The sequence below is a fragment of the Pseudomonas sp. PSE1(2024) genome (assembly GCF_050990555.1).
Lineage (GTDB): Bacteria > Pseudomonadota > Gammaproteobacteria > Pseudomonadales > Pseudomonadaceae > Aquipseudomonas > Aquipseudomonas aphyarum.
Genome location: NZ_CP158967.1, coordinates 1,906,833 through 1,924,279, shown reverse-complemented (window position 1 = coordinate 1,924,279; position 17,447 = coordinate 1,906,833). Strand labels below are relative to the sequence as shown.

The window sequence follows — 17,447 nt, the reverse complement described above, 5'->3', positions numbered from 1 at the left end:
CTGACCGCATGGTCAACAAATTCGCGTATGCCTCAAAGGGCCGCTGCCACCCCTCATGGGTCCGGTCCTGGAAATAACAATAAAACTCTTGAGGAGTACTCGCTGTGGAAAGCCGCAAATCCGAAGCATCGACGCTGGAACTCTCGCCGCCGTTACGCAATGGCCTGCTGGAGCGCATCTTTAAACTCAGCTTGCATGGCACCACGGTGAAGACCGAGCTGATTGCCGGTCTGACAACCTTCATCACCATGGCCTACATCATTTTCGTCAACCCGAACATTATGGCCGATGCCGGGATCGACCACGGTGCAGCCTTCGTCGCCACCTGTATCGCCGCCGCGCTGGGCTGCCTGCTGATGGGCCTCTACGCCAACTGGCCGGTAGGCCTGGCGCCGGGCATGGGCCTCAACGCGTTCTTCACCTACACCGTGGTCGGCACCATGGGCTACAACTGGGAAACCGCGCTCGGTGCGGTGTTCGTCTCGGGCGTGCTGTTCATGATCCTGACCTTTTCGCGGATTCGCGAATGGCTGCTCAACAGCATTCCGGTCAGTCTGCGCTATGCGATGGGCGCCGGTGTAGGTCTGTTCCTCGGGCTGATCGGCCTGAAAACCGCCGGCATCGTCGTCGATAGCCCGGCCACCCTGATCAAACTCGGCTCGCTGCGTGAACCCGGCCCACTGCTCGCCGCCATTTGCTTCCTGATGATCGCGATCCTCAGCTACCACAAAGTGTTCGGCGCGATCCTCATCAGCATCATCACCGTGACCCTGGCCGGCTGGGGGATTGGTCTGGTGCACTACGAGGGCATCATGTCCGCCCCGCCAAGCCTGGCACCGACCTTTATGGCCATGAACGTCGCCGGCGTATTCAACGTCAGCATGATCAGCGTGGTGCTTGCCTTCCTCTTCGTACACATGTTCGACACCGCCGGCACCCTGATGGGCGTCGCCCAGCGCGCCAACCTGGTGAACGCTGACGGGCGCATCGAGAACCTCTCCCGCGCCATGAAAGCCGACTCCGCCTCCAGCGTTTTCGGCGCAGTAGTCGGCGTTCCACCGGTCACCAGTTACGTGGAAAGTGCCGCCGGTGTAGCGGCTGGTGGTCGGACTGGTCTTACCGCAGTCACCGTGGGTGTGCTATTTATAGCCGCGATGTTCTTTGCACCGCTGGCCGGCATGATTCCCGCCTATGCCACCGCCGGCGCGCTGATTTACGTAGCGATGCTGATGATGGGCGGCATGGCGCACATCGAATGGGACGAAGCGACCGACAGCATTCCGGCGATCGTCACCGCGATCATGATGCCGCTGACCTTCTCGGTCGCCGACGGTATCGCGCTGGGCTTCATTACTTATGTCGCGCTGAAGGCCGGCACCGGTAAATACAAAGAGATCTCTGTCAGCCTGTGGGTGCTCTGCGCGATCTTCATCGCCAAGTTCATCTTCCTGTAAGCGCTACGCGGTTCAAGCTTCAAAACAGCCTCACCCCACCGGGTGGGGCTTTTGCACATTCTTTATAACGATAAAAAGGAGCAAGTGATGAGTCTGGAAACCTGGCTGCTGTTCAGTGGCGCTGCGCTGGTGGTGATCCTGATTCCGGGGCCGCTGTCGTTGCTGATGATCAGCAACAGTCTGAATTACGGTCTGCGTCGATCGTACCCGGCGTTTCTCGGTGGCGTGTTCGCCTCGATCTGCCTGCTCAGTGCCTCGGCGCTGGGGCTGGGCGCCCTGCTGCTGGCGTCCGAAAAACTGTTCAGCGCCCTGAAGATCGTCGGCGCGATTTACCTGTTCTACCTCGCCTGGCAGAGCTGGCAGCAATCGCGCCAGCCGTCGGTGGGTGCCGAAGTACCTCAGGCTGCACCGGTTCCGAAATTCCGTGCATTGTTCAGCCGGGCCTTCGTGCTGGGCGCGAGCAATCCGAAAGACATTTTGTTTTTCGCCGCGTTTCTGCCGCAATTCCTCAGCGCCGAACAACCGTTCCTGCCGCAACTGCTGGTGATGATCGCCACCTGGACGCTGCTCGATCTGCTGTGCAAATTGACCTACGGCCTCGGTGCCCATGGTGCAGCGCGTTACCTGCGCAGCGGCAAGGGTCAGAGCTGGTTCAACCGCATCAGCGCCGGATTGTTCGGCGGTGCCGGTGCCGCATCGCTGCTCAGCGGGCACTGATTCCTCGCAGACAATCTTCTGAGCTTCAGAAATTTCAAAGCTGGCTGCCAGTTTCGACACTTGATTCATGCATCGAAACTGGCAGCAACTTCCGTTTCCAAAACGCAACACACCGCAACACCCCGCCGATGTACATCGTTTGAACCCTCTTCCTAAGATGACGCCACAGCGCAACCTCATCTTCAGAACAAGGATGTTCAAATGGCTACCCTTATCCTCCCGTCATCGATCGAACATAACGACGTAGACATTGCCGACATGCAACTTGTCGGCAATGAACGGCAACCGTCAACGATCGACTATGACGACAACAATTCCCTCCAGACCCCGCCCGCGCTCAAACGCAAAAGAGCGCAACTGAAAACGGTAGACCAGGTATTCGGCCCACTGCAGATAGGCGGATATTCAATCACCCGTAGAGCCCTGGATACATTGGGCGCGACCATTGACGGGCAACCCCTGAACGGCAAGAACACGTTTTTCCGCACGCCCGGAAAGCGTTTCATCAATGCGTTGCAGTTTGATCCAGCCGTCATTGAAGCGCGGATGAAAACAACGACCGGGGCGGATGATTATCTGCTTCCCAGCCTGCTCTTCGAACTTGCCAGCCAACGCCCCCTGACGGCGCCGCCGTTGTTGCATGACTCATTCGATTCCCCGAGCGATCCAGGTACTTATCCGGGCAAGCTGAAACAACTTCTGAACGCAGCGCAAAAACTCTACATCCGCCATGCCCATATTCAGCAGCCACTCCCGAACTGGGTCAAACGCTCAACCAGCCGCACCATGGCCAGCACGGGTATCGGACTTCAGGCGTTCGGGATCTACAGTGGTCTGCGCGGTCTGCAAGATGCAATCAGAGACAAGGATTCATATGGCATCGTGTTCAACAGTTCGGCGTTCAGCGCTGACGTTGCTTCGATAGCGATCGATCTCGCGGTAGCCCGCAAAGTCACGCAAATGCTCAAGGCCAGCGAGAGTGCCTTCAAGGGTTTTGCCAAAACCAGTTTCGCCCTGAAACTGGGGCGCGGCGGCGGCTTGATTGGCGGCGCCCTGACGCTGCCCTTCGATATCATTTGCGCGGTGGATGGTTTCAAGGCGGCAGCCCGGACAACCGGCAAAGAATCCATCAATCACTATGTGAATGCCGGGTTGAGTGTCACCAGCGCGGCCATGACCGTGCTGCTCGGTGCAGCGGCACTGGCCGGATTCTCCTCGGCGGGCCCGATCGGGCTGGTCGCCGGTTTGCTGCTGGTCGCAGGATCCCGAGTCTGGGCGGCGATCAATGTGGTCGATGACATTGACGACTACATCACGTTGACCACCGAAGAGCGTCTGCGTACCGGCTGGATTGCGTTCTGGGGAATCAGCCCGGATGAAAGCATTGAAGATCGCCACCTTATCGCCAGGTCGGCCGCCCGACACTCACAACAACTGCGCGCCACTGCCCGAAAGTTGCTGGACGAGACACTAAAAGACCAGGCCGAAGCCATCGTCAATGGCAGTTTCCAGGTGGATGTCGAACCCATCCAGGTTGCGACTTATGAGTGGACAGCACAAAACCCGAAGTACAAAACCATCAAGCGTCCCCGCATCAACGATCACAACGACACCATCGATGCACGCGCAGGCGTTACCAAAGACACTCCCGGAGCAGTGCTTGGAACTTCTGCCGACGACAAGGACATCCTGTGGTTTATCGGCGGCGGTAACGACACTATTCAAGGGGTGAAAAAAAAGCCCAACGGCTTCTATTACGCTGCCGGCCATAAATCCCTGAACGGTGGCGAGAAAGCCGACGAGTTCATCTTCGAGGGCGCTGCCGACCTGCTGAAAACCGGCACCCAAGAAACACTGATTTCCGAACTGCAAGGTGATGCAGGTAACGACACGCTGAAACTGGCGGGACACTTCCCGGAAACCAACGAAGATCGTTACGGATTCCGAGTGGACTTGCATAAGGGCGAGATGTCGCTACTGGTCAAGCCGCCCACTCCAAAAGAGCAGGCCTACAGGCTGCACAGTCATCTGCAAAGTATCGAAAACGTCGAGACGCTGGCCGGTGCAACCAATGAAGTCATCGGTAGTGACGGTCCGAACATCATCAAGTCCCGTGGTCGCGACGAGATTGATGCAGGCCCCGGCGAGGACCAGATTTATTTGCTCAGCCATTACGTATCGGCCAATGGCGGCAAAGGCAAGGATGCCTACGCTATCGCTCATGTCCCCGGCGCAGCATCGATTATTGAAGACGGCGCAGAGGAAAGCATCATTGCACTGGACTGGCGATCGGACCTGATCGAAAGCTGGAAGATCGAAAACCGGGAGTTGGTCATCACATCAGGATTCGAATTCGACGACGTCAGCAAGAAAGTGGTCAGGATCAAGAATGTCTACCAGCGAACCGGGGACAAACGAGCGCTACAGAATGGAAAACTGACCTTCATCACCAAAGACGGATTTCATCTCGTGCCAGAACTTCCAGCCAGCATCGAAACGCCGCAAGCGGTCGATGTGGAAGTGGTGATCCTGCGACAGGGAATCCGACAGCTTCCGGTCATCGTGTTTGATACGAAGTGCACCGTCCCCAACGACAGGAGTTCGAGCTACTGGCTGTCACGCAACAATATCCAGACAGTTTTCCAGGTAACAGCGCCCGGTAATAATGGGGTCACTACGCTGCACATTGATTGCCCCAGCACAGAACTGACGCGCGTCGAGGCTTATTACAACGCCGACCTCATACGCGGCACTCACTTCAACTACATCATGTACAAGGAATGCGGGATGACCCTGCATTTCGGCAGCAAACAGCTAGCGATCAAAAATCTTGCCTCTTCGACCATGTCCGGCATGCGCGATCTCAAGCCCCGGTTGAAGGCTCCCGAACGGGCAACCCATCACTCGTTCATTCTGGTCATGAACGACGGCGCGTCTTATCGGCTTGTTCAGCCCGCCGTCACCGACAGTCATTTTTGGAACGACACGTTTGAAATAAGCGGTCCGATGCATTGGACCAGCAACGTGCCTCTGCCACTTTCCCCCAGAGCGGGAACGCATCAATACCTGCAACCGCTCGACAACCAGGCACATGCGCTGGGTAGCCGGGAGAAGTGCGTCATGCTCAAACCCGCTGCGTACCAGACTGCCGTGGAAAGCCTCACCGGTGAGGGCTCGAAGTACCTCGTCCACCTCACCCCCGGCATGTCATTGCGCATTTCCACACCCGGCGCACTGGCGACCGCGAGCCAGCAACTGGCATTTTCCTCGACGTGGGAATTCGACGCCTCCAGCCTGGGCACGGTCGAGATCACGCTCGTCGACAACCGGTTACAGATCGGACAGACGATCATTTACCTGCCGCAATACCAGAACACGGGCGACCTGATCGACCAGATTCGCGTCATCACCGCGCAAGGCATTGTCTGGGCGGTCGACCTGATCTTCGAAGCGGTTTATATCGAAGCGATCGATGCACGGTTTCTCGTACCGCCAACCGACCTCTCCACCCCGTTGCCTATCGAACTGAAGCAATATCCGGAAGACGACATACTTGTGCGCAACATGGCCATGAAAGATGGCAGCCTCGGTGCCCTGCGATATCACCTGGCGCAACGTCAATGGATACTCGACGCGGACAAGTCCCGCGAAATTGATCGCCTGGATCTACAGACGACCAACCACTGCACCCACCAACTGAAACTGTTCGAAGAAGTGGCACAGATCGGCCTCGCTTACACTCCCCCGCTGGGCGACCACGCCTTGAAACTCCTGCGCGAACATTGCGTCAGGTTGATGGGCGATCTCTCGCTGGACTACCCGGAGAAACTGAAAAAGGCGAAACACTTCGCCTGGCTTTTATCCGGACAAACGCACTACAACTGATTCCCTCGGGAGCAACGGACTCAGCTGGAAACGCTTTGCATCAGTCGCTTGCACCGATTGATCTATGTACCGCACGCCAGAAGTGCGCTTTGACGATCATTCAGCCCCCTTTAGCCAGCATCACTCCATGGCTTTACACAGCTGAATCAGTCGTACATCGGAGCACTTCAAATGGCCAAGCCACCCAAGCAGATTCCTCCAGCGGGTTCGTCGCCTCCCAGGCCTTCAACAGACACGCCTCACGTCAACCTCGATAACGTTTCGAACATTCGCCCCGGCATGCATCTGCCCACCGGCGAGCCGACTCTGACCGGACACTCTTCGCCGCGCACGACGGAACATGACGCAGGCAACCGACAGCCCTCGGTCGAAGTCAGCGAGATGCTGCCCCGCCAGCCGCCACACGCGTCAGGCATTGCACCTGAAGCCTCGCCAAGGCCGACATCACCCGTATTCATTCCTGCACATCTGGCCCTCAGGCTGACCCCGGCAGCCGCGTCCTCGCAAGGCATCCGCCGTGACGGCCGGGAGCGAACCTATGTGGACATGCGCGAAGGCACCGCCATGGTTCATCAGCACCCTGACGGACGCTTTCAACTGACCTCGGCCAGCGAACTGACGCCCTCCGGTTTTCTGGTCGAGCGGATCCGGGGCACGAATCTGTGGCAAAAACGACAAGCAATCACGGCACGCCGCCCACATGTCGACGAGCCGGACACGCAGGCCGATCCGGGCAAGCGTCCGCGACTGGATGAAGATGACGCGTCGACCGATCCAGACCCACTCGCCGACAAGCCTTCGACCATTGCCCAGCCTCTGGATCTGTCCAACAAGCCATGGCGAAATTGGGGCCAGCCGACAAAGCCCACCGGCGGTCAATCGGTGGAAATAGACGGGCTGCACTACCCGATCGTGCCGCAGATCGTTCGCTCCAACACATCGATCGTCTGCATCAAGCACCCGCGTTTCAACCCCGAGCGCTTTGATGCCTTCGAACAGATGCTCGTGGACGATCGCACACTGCAACCGCGCTGGGCAGCTCGCGGCCCGGACAATCAGTGGCGCTTTACAGACCATCAACTGCCATTCGAAAAGCCGCTGACGCAATATGTTGCCGATGCCTTCGAGTGCTTGTCCGGGCAGTCTGCCAAGGCCGTGGCCAAGGCCATGTTCAGAGAGTCCCGCGGCGCCGAAGTGATCAACGGCGAAGGGTTGCAGGCGCTGAGCCAGACCTTCCGTCACTGGCAAGACAGGGCCATCCCCGCCCCCCGACACCTTGCAGATCCACTGCTGTTGCTGCCGGTCCAGCCCATCATCTCTGACGGCACTTTCGGGGGAAGAATCGTGCTGCCCCCGACAACCGGGCCGAGCCTGCAGCGAGTCGATTTTGATCCGCAGAAATTCTCGCAGCAATGGAGTGAATATACAGCTGCACCGGGGGCTGCGAGCTTGCAAAAGCTCTTCCACAACATCCTGGTCAAGAGTGGATACACCGTCAGTTCGCCAGATCCCTTGCTGCTGGAACACTCGCTGGTTTTTCATCGGGAAGGACTGGATTCGCTTTTCGTATTGAAGCTCCCGTTGGTCTCCCCGGGCTTCATCCCTCGCTATACCAGGCCGGGTTCCGAACTGACCAGTTCGGCAGCGCGGATGACACTCGATGAAACCGGACAACAAAGGCTGAACGCTCTGCTGGCACAAGACAAAGTCAATTATCTGGTGGGCGGCATTCAACATCCGAGCCCGGACCAACCCACCCTCTTCATTCTTCGCGAAGGCTGATCATCAATGAGCCCCAAACGTCCTATCCGAACGAAAACAGATACAGCGGATTCCACGCCTGTCTTACGAGACACCACGCCGGACATTTCAACGACGCCTCGACTGATGCCCGACACACTGATCGATCCGACCTCGACCCACCCGGCCTGGCAATTGCCTGCGCCACCCGTTACCCGTCAACAGATGATCGAAATCTACGATCTCCCTGCCGAGACACATGTCCGGAACGTCACCGCGCAACGACCGATCGGCAGCTATTTTCTCGCCCCCGGACTGGTCAACAGATTGCCGCCTGCCGATCCTCGGGACGGCACGCGCACAGCGGGACGTTATACCTACGTCGACCTTGTCGAAGGGGGGACGGTGCAGATCGGCCCCGATGCGCAGAATGGATTGAGGGCCCGGTTATCCAGTGAACTCCTGGCATCCGGCCCACTGCTGGAAAGGGTTGAGGGTACGCTTGTGTGGCGTCCGCTCCCTGCGCAAAACATCCCGGATGCCGACATCTCGCAGCTGTCCATGACACGTCACCGATTGCCGGATGACGAACCGTCGGTCGTACCGCCCAAACGTCAGCGCACCGATGAAACGCTGGACCCGTGGAGCAGTTGGGGCATCGACCCGCAACATGCCACCACCGGTGACATTCGCGTCGACGGTATCCAGTACAAAGTCATTCCGCGAGGCGATGCGGGCGATCCGATCGTCTACATCAAGAACCCGAGTCATCTGATCTACGACTTCGACTTGCTGGACCGCACGCTCAGACTGGAACCACAGGAACAGCCGCGGGGCGCCATCCAGGTTCCGCCGGCTAATGACTGGCAAATCGATCCGACGCTGCCGTTCGAACGTCCACTGACGAAATACATCAGCCAATACTTTCCGGAGCTATCGACGACCTCGCTGGAGAGTGTCGCCTTTCACCAGTTCGTGCTGGCAAATGGTTCCGACACGGCGACCGGATCGGGGCTGACCCTTCTGCGCCAGACATTCAATGACTGGCAGACCGGAAACCGCCATCCCCGTCCGCAACTGGCCGATCCGCTGCTGATGCTGCCGATTCTCCCGACGTCGGGCAATGGGGCGGTTCGCATCATCGAATTGCCGACGCCGACATCGGACGGTCCGCTGCAGCGACTGGATTTCGATCCGGCACTGTTTCGCCAGGAATGGCTGTATTCCAACACCACGCAATCGGCGCTGGATCTCAAACGTTTCATGGCCACCCTGCTGACCCGCAACGGCTACGCCGTATTCGACCCCAGCCTCTCCAACTCGTTTCCGGCGCTGGTGTTCAAGCGCTCGGGGCATGACTACGTGTTCTTCATCAGCCTGCATCGCATCCGGGGCCGCAAGATCAACCAGACGCTGAATGTCGATCACAGCAGTGCCAATCTACGTCTGCACATTCAGGTGGGTGCGACAGCGGCGGCGGCCGTTGTTGCAGCAAACGCTGCAAACAAGGTCGTCTGGCTCAGAGGCGGTCCCCAGACACTGGCGAACGCCGACGACACCGTGTTTATCGTGCGCGACGCAAACCCACGGCTGTGATTGCACTCCGCTGAACGACGGGCGAAAAAAAGCCCGCAGTGTGAGCGGGCGAAAGACCAAAGAAGCTATATGCGCAGTCGCTTCCCGGTAGGGGCAGCTGCTTGGGGGTCAGCTGCCCCGATAGGTGGAATAGCTGTAAGGCGAGATCAGCAACGGTACGTGGTAGTGATCCTGTTCGGCAGAGATGCCGAACCGCAGCACGACCACGTCCAGGAATGCCGGCTCCGGCAACTGGACGCCACGGGCGCGGTAGTAATCGCCGGCGTGGAACTGAACCTGATAGACACCGGTACGGTAGTCATCGCCTTGCAGCAGCGGCGCATCGACCCGGCCATCGCTGTTGGTAAGCGCACTGGCGACCAATTCCAGGTGCGAACCTTCAACGCGGTACAGCTCGACCTTGATCGAGCTGCCCGGGCAACCGTGTGCAGCGTCCAAAACGTGTGTTGTCAAACGTCCCATTGATTCTGCGCGCCTGCCTGCGTGGAGCAGTCAGACTTCGCGCCTCCCGAAGTCAGTTGAAAAGGAGACCGCACCGTTTCGGAGCACGAAAAGCTGCGGCGAGCGATTGATTAAGACACTTTTCAAAAAAATTGTACACAATAAAAACGACATTTTTGCTGCTACCCCCGCCATCCTTCGATTTCACGGTGATTTGCCTCGTAACCTCGCATTCATTGAACCCCCAATCCATTAGCTGACTGGTCAGGCAGGTTTCTTGCAGGTTCACGCCATTAACAGCAAAAGATGACAGCCGGTGAAAAATGCGAAAATTCAGGCTTACAAATTGAGAATAAAGTTGTATACAATCAGCCCATCGCTGTGACGCCAGCCTGCCATCCAAACTTCAGGGCGCCACACAATCTGTCAACGAATAAGAAGGAAGACTGCAGTGAGCGCTGACTACCCACGCGACCTGATCGGTTACGGCAGTAACCCTCCTCACCCACACTGGCCGGGCAATGCCCGGATCGCCCTGTCGTTCGTACTCAATTACGAAGAAGGCGGCGAGCGCAACATTCTGCACGGCGACAAAGAATCCGAAGCCTTCCTCTCGGAAATGGTCGCGGCCCAGCCTCTGCAAGGCGCGCGCAACATGAGCATGGAATCGCTTTACGAGTATGGCAGCCGTGCCGGCGTCTGGCGGATCCTGAAACTGTTCAAGGAATTCGACATTCCGCTGACCATCTTCGCTGTGGCCATGGCCGCCCAGCGCCACCCGGACGTAATCCGCGCGATGGTCGAGGCCGGTCACGAGATCTGCAGCCACGGCTACCGCTGGATCGACTACCAGTACATGGACGAAGCGCAGGAACGCGAGCACATGCTCGAAGCGATCCGCATCCTCACCGAACTCACCGGCGAGCGCCCGCTGGGCTGGTACACCGGTCGCACCGGCCCGAATACCCGTCGCCTGGTGATGGAAGAAGGCGGTTTCCTCTACGACTGCGACACTTACGACGACGACCTGCCCTACTGGGAACCGAACAACCCGACCGGCAAGCCGCACCTGGTGATCCCGTACACCCTGGACACCAACGACATGCGCTTCACCCAGGTCCAGGGTTTCAACAAGGGCGACGATTTCTTCGAATACCTCAAAGATGCGTTCGACGTGCTTTATGCCGAAGGCGCCGAAGCACCGAAGATGCTGTCGATCGGTCTGCACTGCCGTCTGGTGGGCCGTCCGGCGCGTCTGGCTTCGCTCAAGCGCTTTATCGAATACGCTAAAAGTCATGAACAGGTGTGGTTCAGCCGTCGCGTCGACATCGCGCGTCACTGGCACGAAACCCACCCGTACCAAGGGGCTGCCAAATGAGCACCTTTCAAACCCTGAAACCGTCGACCCTGAGCCGCGACGCCTTCGTCAAAGCCTTCGCCGACATCTACGAACATTCGCCATGGGTGGCCGAGAAGGCCTTCGACCTGGGCCAGGACGCGTCGATCGACCAGATCGAAACCCTGCACCAGCGCATGAGCGACATCCTGTTGAGCGCCGATCACGCCAGCCAGCTGGCACTGATCAACGCTCACCCGGACCTGGCCGGCAAAGCTGCCGTCCAGGGCGAGTTGACCGAAGCCAGCACCAATGAACAGGCTGGCGCCGGTATTCACCAATGCACGGCCGAAGAGTTCCAGCGCTTCACCGAGCTGAACGACGCCTACAAAGCCAAGTTCAAGTTTCCCTTCATCATGGCGGTAAAAGGCAGCAACCGGCATCAGATCCTCGCGGCGTTCGAAACGCGCATTCACAACCCGGTCGACACCGAGTTCAAATGCGCGCTGGCGGAGATCAACAAGATCGCCCTGTTCCGATTACTGACTCTCTAGCAAGCCTGGCCCGAGTGCATCAAACGCGGAGAGCACCCAGGGCCCTGCAAGCATCCCAAGCCACTTATTTAAAGGCAGACAAGAAGAATGAAAGCTTACGCCGTACCTTTCGAGAAGTTCGTCAACCTGGCCGATGCCCGTCTGGGCACCAAAATCATCTCGGTCACCGATGACTGGTTCGCAGACGCCAATCGTCTGTTTCAGCCGACCCCGGCCGTGTGGAAGGAGGGCGTGTTCGATGACAACGGCAAGTGGATGGACGGCTGGGAGTCCCGCCGCAAGCGCTTCGAAGGCTACGACAGCGCGGTGATCCGCCTGGGCGTACCGGGTTCGATCAAAGGCGTGGACATCGACACTTCATTCTTCACCGGCAACTTCCCGCCATCGGCCTCGCTGGAAGCCTGCTTCCTGGCGTCGGGCGAGCCGGACGAAAACACCCAGTGGACTGAAGTGCTGTCGGCCGTCGAGCTGCAGGGCAACAGCCACCACTACCACGAAATCAGCAACGACAAGGCGTTCAGCCACCTGCGCTTCAACATCTATCCGGATGGCGGCGTGGCCCGTCTGCGCGTGTACGGCATTCCGTTCCGCGACTGGTCGGCTGTTGGCGACAACGAGCAAGTGGACCTGGCAGCAGCCCTCAACGGTGGCCGCGCCCTCGCCTGCTCCGACGAACACTTCGGCCGCATGAGCAACATCCTCAACCCGGGCCGTGGCATCAACATGGGCGACGGCTGGGAAACCGCACGTCGTCGCACGCCAGGCAATGACTGGGTGATCGTCGCGCTGGGCCACCCGGGCGAGATCGAAAAAATCATCGTCGACACCCTGCACTTCAAGGGCAACTACCCGGACACCTGCTCGATCCAGGGCGCGTTCGTCAAGGGCGGCACCGACAGCCAGATCGAAACCCAGTCGCTGTTCTGGCGCGAACTGCTGCCAAGCCAGAAGCTGGAAATGCACGCCGAACACACCTTCGTCGAGCAGATCAAGGCGCTGGGCCCGATCACCCACATCCGTCTGAACGTGTTCCCGGATGGTGGTGTGAGCCGCCTGCGCGTTCTCGGCAAGGTAGCGAAGTAACACCTGATCGTTCCCACGTCGAGGCGTCGAACCGTCTGCGTGGGAATGCATACCGTGACGCTCCGCGTCACAGTGGACGCGGAGCGTCCATGGCAGCGTTCCCACGCAGAGCGTGGGAACGATCAATTTTCAAGAGATTAAGAAGAACAGCATGCGCACACTGACGATTGAACCGCTGACCAAAGAAGCCTTCGCCCCTTTCGGTGACGTGATCGAAACCGACGGCAGCGATCACTTCATGATCAACAACGGTTCGACCATGCGCTTCCACAAACTGGCGACGGTCGAAACCGCGACGCCTGAGGACAACGCGATCATCAGCATCTTCCGCGCCGACGCGCAGGACATGCCGCTGACCGTCAGCATGCTGGAACGCCATCCGCTGGGCAGCCAGGCTTTCATTCCGCTGCTCGGCAATCCCTTTCTGATCGTGGTCGCGCCACTTGGCGATGTACCTGTATCAGGCTTGGTCCGCGCCTTCGTCACCAACGGCAGGCAGGGCATCAATTACCATCGCGGCGTCTGGCACCACCCGGTGCTGACGATCGAAAAGCGGGATGACTTCCTGGTGGTTGATCGCAGTGGCACAGGCAATAACTGCGATGAGCATTTTTTCAAAGAGGATGAGCGTTTGATCCTCGCCCCCCACCAATAAGAGAAGGTCTGATCACTCGACAACAAGAGTGACAGGCGAGAGGTAAAGACTGTGGAAGCACATCTGTTGGAATGGCTGAACCTGAGCGTGCGCTGGGTTCACATGATCACTGGCGTGGCCTGGATCGGCGCGTCGTTCTACTTCGTCTGGCTGGAGAACAACCTCAACCGCGTCAACCCGAAAACCGGTCTTGCCGGTGATCTGTGGGCGATCCACGGCGGCGGTATCTATCACCTGGAAAAATACAAACTGGCCCCTCCGTCGATGCCGGAGAACCTGCACTGGTTCAAATGGGAAGCCTATTTCACCTGGATGTCGGGTATCGCGCTGCTATGCGTGGTGTTCTACTCCAACCCCGTGCTCTACCTCGTGGCACCCGGCAGCGGCCTGACCGGCCCTGAAGGCGTGGCCATCGGCATCGGTTCGCTGATCGCCGGCTGGTTCATCTACGACTTCCTCTGCGATTCGCCCCTCGGCAAAAAACCTGCCCTGCTCGGCTTCATCCTGTTCGTGCTGATCATCGGCGCGGCGTATGGCTTCAGCAAGGTATTCAGCGGTCGTGGTGCGTACCTGCACGTCGGCGCGATCATCGGCACCATCATGGTCGGCAACGTGTTCCGCATCATCATGCCGGCCCAGCGCGCACTGGTTGCCGCGATCGCCGAGAACCGCACGCCGGATCCGGCGCTGCCGGCCAAAGGCCTGCTGCGTTCGCGTCACAACAACTACTTCACCCTGCCGGTGCTGTTCATCATGATCAGCAACCACTTCCCGAGCACTTACGGCAGCCAGTACAACTGGCTGATCCTGGCCGGGATCGCGGTGTTGGCGGTGTTGGTGCGTCACTACTTCAACACCCGTCACGACAGCCACAAGTTTGCCTGGACCCTGCCAGTGGCAGCGGTAGGCATGATCAGTCTGGCGTACGTCACCGGCCCTGCGCCGATGTCGACCGCTCCGGACGTGGCCAAGGCGCCTGCGAAAATCGAGTACCAGCCGTTGCCGGAAACGGCTTTGGGTGGTGGCGCGAAACCGGCTGAAGCTGCACAACCGGCAGCTCCTGCTGCACCGGCCGCTGCTCCGGCTCAGGCGTCCAACGCCGGTCCTGCGTTCGACAAGGTGCACAACGTGATCCAGGAACGCTGCGCGGTCTGCCATTCGGCCAAACCGACCAGCCCGCTGTTCAGCGCTGCACCGGCCGGTGTGATGTTCGACACCCCCGAGCAGATCCGCCAGAACGCGGCACGGATCCAGGCGCAAGCCATCACCACGCAGATCATGCCACTGGGCAACATCACACAGATGACCCAGCAGGAACGTGACCTGATCGGTGCATGGATCGCCCAGGGAGCCCAGACCAACTAAGCAGTAAAAGCATCGCTGGCAAGCCAGCTTCCACAGGGTTTTGCACTGCCTGTGTGGGAGCTGGCTTGCCAGCGATTAGCCGCAACGCGGTTTACCTGATGCAAAGAAACAGCTGTGAGCAACCCGGCAGCTGTTAATCACAAGAATAAAAAAGATCCGAGGTGTTGCATGTCCGAGCTGTCCAAAGCGCGCATCCCCGACGCACCCGCCATTCAGCGTTTGCCCCTTTTGCAACTGATCCTGGTCGGTTTGCAACATGTACTGCTGATGTACGGCGGCGCCATCGCGGTACCGCTGATCATTGGACAGGCCGCTGGCCTGAGTCGTGAAGAAATCGCCTTCCTGATCAACGCCGACCTGCTGGTCGCTGGCATCGCCACCATCGTGCAATCTCTGGGCATCGGCCCGATGGGCATTCGCATGCCGGTGATGATGGGCGCCAGTTTCGCCGCCGTCGGCAGCATGGTCGCCATGGCCGGCATGCCCGGCATCGGTCTGCAGGGAATCTTCGGCGCAACTATCGCCGCCGGGTTCTTCGGCATGATCATCGCGCCGTTCATGTCCAAGGTCGTACGCTTCTTCCCGCCTCTGGTGACCGGCACGGTCATCACCTCGATCGGTTTGTCGCTGTTCCCCGTGGCCGTGAACTGGGCCGGTGGCGGCGCTGGCGCCGCTCAATTCGGTTCACCGATTTACCTGGCCATCGCCGCACTGGTGCTGACCACCATTCTGTTGATCCACCGCTTCATGCGCGGTTTCTGGGTCAACATTTCCGTGCTGATCGGCATGTGCCTGGGCTACGTGCTCTGCGGCGCCATCGGCATGGTCGACCTGAGCGGCATGGCCAACGCGCCGTGGGTTCAGTTCGTCACCCCGCTGCATTTCGGCATGCCGAAGTTCGAACTGGCACCGATCCTGTCGATGTGCCTGGTGGTGGTGATCATCTTCGTCGAGTCCACCGGGATGTTCCTCGCGCTGGGCAAGATCACCGGCCAGGAAGTCTGCCCGCGCATGCTGCGTCGCGGCCTGCTGTGTGATGCCGGCGCATCGTTCGTTGCCGGCTTCTTCAACACCTTCACCCACTCCTCCTTCGCGCAGAACATCGGCCTGGTGCAGATGACCGGCGTGCGCTGCCGCTCGGTGACCATCGTCGCCGGCGGTCTGCTGATCGTCCTGAGCCTGTTGCCGAAAGCAGCGTTCCTGGTGGCGTCGATTCCACCGGCAGTGCTGGGTGGCGCGGCGATTGCGATGTTCGGCATGGTGGCGGCGACCGGCATCAAGATCCTGCAGGAAGCCGACATCGGCGACCGCCGCAATCAATTGCTGGTAGCCGTGAGCATCGGCATGGGCCTGATCCCGGTGGTGCGCCCGGAGTTCTTCGCCCACCTGCCGTTGTGGATGAGCCCGATCACCCACAGCGGGATCGCCATGGCCACCCTCAGCGCGCTGACGCTGAACCTGTTGTTCAACATTCTCGGCGGCGCCGAACGCGCCGCGATCAACGACTGCCACGCACACCCGCACTGATCCGAAGAGTAAAAAAGGGGGCTCGCCCAAGCCTGCCCCCTCGCGACAGCTTTGCCTCAAACAATAAAAACAAGAGGGAGCAACAGATGATCCGGACTCAAACCAACGTGTTGTTGAGCGGCGGCCTGCTGGCCGCATCGCAAGCCATGGCCGGCGATTTATTGCTGTGGCAGACCAACAGCCTGAGCTACCTGTACGGCAAGAACTTCGCGATCAACCCGTCGATCCAGCAGACGGTGACGTTCGAGCACGCCGACAAGTGGAAGTACGGCGACAACTTCCTGTTCGTCGACAAGATCTTCTACAACGGCCAGGAAGACCGCAACAAGGGGCCCCACGCGTTCTACGGCGAATTCAGCCCGCGCCTGTCGTTCGGCAAGATCTTCGACAAGAAACTGGAGTTCGGCCCGATCAAGGACGTGCTGCTGGCCATGACCTACGAGTACGGCGAAGGCGACAGCGAGGCCTACCTGATCGGCCCCGGCTTCGACCTCAAGGTGCCGGGCTTCAACTATTTCACCCTGAATTTCTATCGCCGCCAGACCGAAGGCCCGCGCCCCGGCGACGGCGTCTGGCAAATCACTCCCGGCTGGTCCTACAGCATTCCCGTGGGCAATTCCGACCTGCTGATCGACGGCTATCTGGACTGGGTGGTCGACAACGACCAGAACTCACGCGGCACCTATCACGCCAACCTGCACATCAACCCGCAGATCAAATACGACCTGGGCAAAGCCCTCGGCTGGGGTGAGAAGCAGGTGTACGTCGGCACCGAATACAGCTACTGGAAAAACAAATACGGGGTCGAGAGCACCCACAGTTTCGACACCAACCAGAACACCGCCAGCCTGCTGGTGAAGGTGCACTTCTAAGATGACCCGCAACCGTGCCCCCTACCTGTCGTCGGTGCTCTGTTGCGGGGCACTTGAGGCCTGGCCGTTGAGTCAGTATTCTCCGCGGCCTCCTGAATTCGGTCTAAAAAAAAGCCCGAATTTAATTCCTGACCGAAAAGCCAACTTATCCCGGCCGCGGTCAGTACCGAGGCATCCCGAAAACACGCTCAATCGACTGTTTTTCAGCAGCCGACGGGCGTT

General features: G+C 59.2%; 13 protein-coding genes. 12 read left to right on the top strand and 1 reads right to left on the bottom strand.

Annotated elements, in window-relative coordinates; all coding sequences use genetic code 11:
- Positions 1 to 104 precede the first annotated feature (104 nt).
- The 5 genes from ABTV87_RS08740 (at position 105) to ABTV87_RS08720 (ending at position 9,392) form a co-directional block, all read left to right on the top strand.
- Positions 105 to 1,454 (top strand): NCS2 family permease, encoded by a 1,350-nt coding sequence (locus ABTV87_RS08740; RefSeq protein WP_007960018.1) that lies wholly within the window; start codon positions 105 to 107, stop codon positions 1,452 to 1,454.
- A gap of 87 nt (positions 1,455 to 1,541) precedes the next feature.
- Positions 1,542 to 2,171, top strand: a complete 630-nt coding sequence (locus ABTV87_RS08735; protein ID WP_007960020.1) for a LysE family translocator — start codon at positions 1,542 to 1,544, stop codon at positions 2,169 to 2,171.
- 201 nt (positions 2,172 to 2,372) lie between these two features.
- Positions 2,373 to 6,056: a calcium-binding protein gene (locus tag ABTV87_RS08730; RefSeq protein WP_433899257.1), complete on the top strand. Its 3,684-nt coding sequence runs from the start codon at positions 2,373 to 2,375 to the stop codon at positions 6,054 to 6,056.
- A gap of 171 nt (positions 6,057 to 6,227) precedes the next feature.
- Positions 6,228 to 7,838, top strand: coding sequence for a hypothetical protein (locus ABTV87_RS08725; RefSeq protein ID WP_433899256.1), 1,611 nt, complete (start codon positions 6,228 to 6,230; stop codon positions 7,836 to 7,838).
- Between the two features lie 105 nt (positions 7,839 to 7,943).
- Complete coding sequence (locus tag ABTV87_RS08720) at positions 7,944 to 9,392, top strand: hypothetical protein (RefSeq protein ID WP_433899255.1); 1,449 nt, start codon at positions 7,944 to 7,946, stop codon at positions 9,390 to 9,392.
- Positions 9,393 to 9,500: 108 nt separating this feature from the next.
- Here ABTV87_RS08720 and uraH read toward each other — a convergent pair whose 3' ends face one another.
- Positions 9,501 to 9,854: a hydroxyisourate hydrolase gene (gene uraH, locus ABTV87_RS08715; protein WP_011333195.1), complete on the bottom strand. Its 354-nt coding sequence runs from the start codon at positions 9,852 to 9,854 to the stop codon at positions 9,501 to 9,503.
- 430 nt (positions 9,855 to 10,284) lie between these two features.
- Here uraH and puuE point away from each other — a divergent pair, with 430 nt between their 5' ends.
- The 7 genes from puuE (at position 10,285) to ABTV87_RS08680 (ending at position 17,225) form a co-directional block, all read left to right on the top strand.
- Positions 10,285 to 11,211 (top strand): allantoinase PuuE, encoded by a 927-nt coding sequence (gene puuE / locus ABTV87_RS08710; protein ID WP_007960032.1) that lies wholly within the window; start codon positions 10,285 to 10,287, stop codon positions 11,209 to 11,211.
- A complete protein-coding gene (uraD, locus tag ABTV87_RS08705) occupies positions 11,208 to 11,723 on the top strand; it encodes a 2-oxo-4-hydroxy-4-carboxy-5-ureidoimidazoline decarboxylase (protein ID WP_007960034.1) in 516 nt (171 codons plus the stop codon). The genes puuE and uraD overlap by 4 nt, the downstream gene beginning before the upstream one ends.
- Positions 11,724 to 11,810: 87 nt before the next feature.
- On the top strand, positions 11,811 to 12,806 hold the full coding sequence (gene alc / locus ABTV87_RS08700; RefSeq protein ID WP_007960036.1) for an allantoicase: 996 nt from the start codon (positions 11,811 to 11,813) through the stop codon (positions 12,804 to 12,806).
- Positions 12,807 to 12,957: 151 nt separating this feature from the next.
- Positions 12,958 to 13,461: an ureidoglycolate lyase gene (locus tag ABTV87_RS08695; protein ID WP_027613342.1), complete on the top strand. Its 504-nt coding sequence runs from the start codon at positions 12,958 to 12,960 to the stop codon at positions 13,459 to 13,461.
- Positions 13,462 to 13,512: 51 nt separating this feature from the next.
- On the top strand, positions 13,513 to 14,826 hold the full coding sequence (locus tag ABTV87_RS08690) for a urate hydroxylase PuuD (RefSeq protein ID WP_064378710.1): 1,314 nt from the start codon (positions 13,513 to 13,515) through the stop codon (positions 14,824 to 14,826).
- Between the two features lie 168 nt (positions 14,827 to 14,994).
- Entirely contained in the window at positions 14,995 to 16,353 is a 1,359-nt protein-coding gene (locus ABTV87_RS08685; protein ID WP_221532949.1) for a nucleobase:cation symporter-2 family protein, read from the top strand.
- Between the two features lie 86 nt (positions 16,354 to 16,439).
- Complete coding sequence (locus ABTV87_RS08680; RefSeq protein ID WP_007960055.1) at positions 16,440 to 17,225, top strand: outer membrane protein OmpK; 786 nt, start codon at positions 16,440 to 16,442, stop codon at positions 17,223 to 17,225.
- The last annotated feature ends 222 nt before the right edge of the window (positions 17,226 to 17,447 follow it).

Bases quoted from the DNA above. Each gene is read 5' to 3' on its own strand.
- uraH (WP_011333195.1), bottom strand. From the start codon at position 9,854: ATGGGACGTTTGACAACACACGTTTTGGACGCTGCACACGGTTGCCCG.
- alc (WP_007960036.1), top strand. From the start codon at position 11,811: ATGAAAGCTTACGCCGTACCTTTCGAGAAGTTCGTCAACCTGGCCGAT.
- ABTV87_RS08725 (WP_433899256.1), top strand. From the start codon at position 6,228: ATGGCCAAGCCACCCAAGCAGATTCCTCCAGCGGGTTCGTCGCCTCCC.
- ABTV87_RS08730 (WP_433899257.1), top strand. From the start codon at position 2,373: ATGGCTACCCTTATCCTCCCGTCATCGATCGAACATAACGACGTAGAC.
- ABTV87_RS08735 (WP_007960020.1), top strand. From the start codon at position 1,542: ATGAGTCTGGAAACCTGGCTGCTGTTCAGTGGCGCTGCGCTGGTGGTG.
- ABTV87_RS08680 (WP_007960055.1), top strand. From the start codon at position 16,440: ATGATCCGGACTCAAACCAACGTGTTGTTGAGCGGCGGCCTGCTGGCC.
- ABTV87_RS08720 (WP_433899255.1), top strand. From the start codon at position 7,944: ATGCCCGACACACTGATCGATCCGACCTCGACCCACCCGGCCTGGCAA.
- ABTV87_RS08695 (WP_027613342.1), top strand. From the start codon at position 12,958: ATGCGCACACTGACGATTGAACCGCTGACCAAAGAAGCCTTCGCCCCT.
- ABTV87_RS08685 (WP_221532949.1), top strand. From the start codon at position 14,995: ATGTCCGAGCTGTCCAAAGCGCGCATCCCCGACGCACCCGCCATTCAG.
- uraD (WP_007960034.1), top strand. From the start codon at position 11,208: ATGAGCACCTTTCAAACCCTGAAACCGTCGACCCTGAGCCGCGACGCC.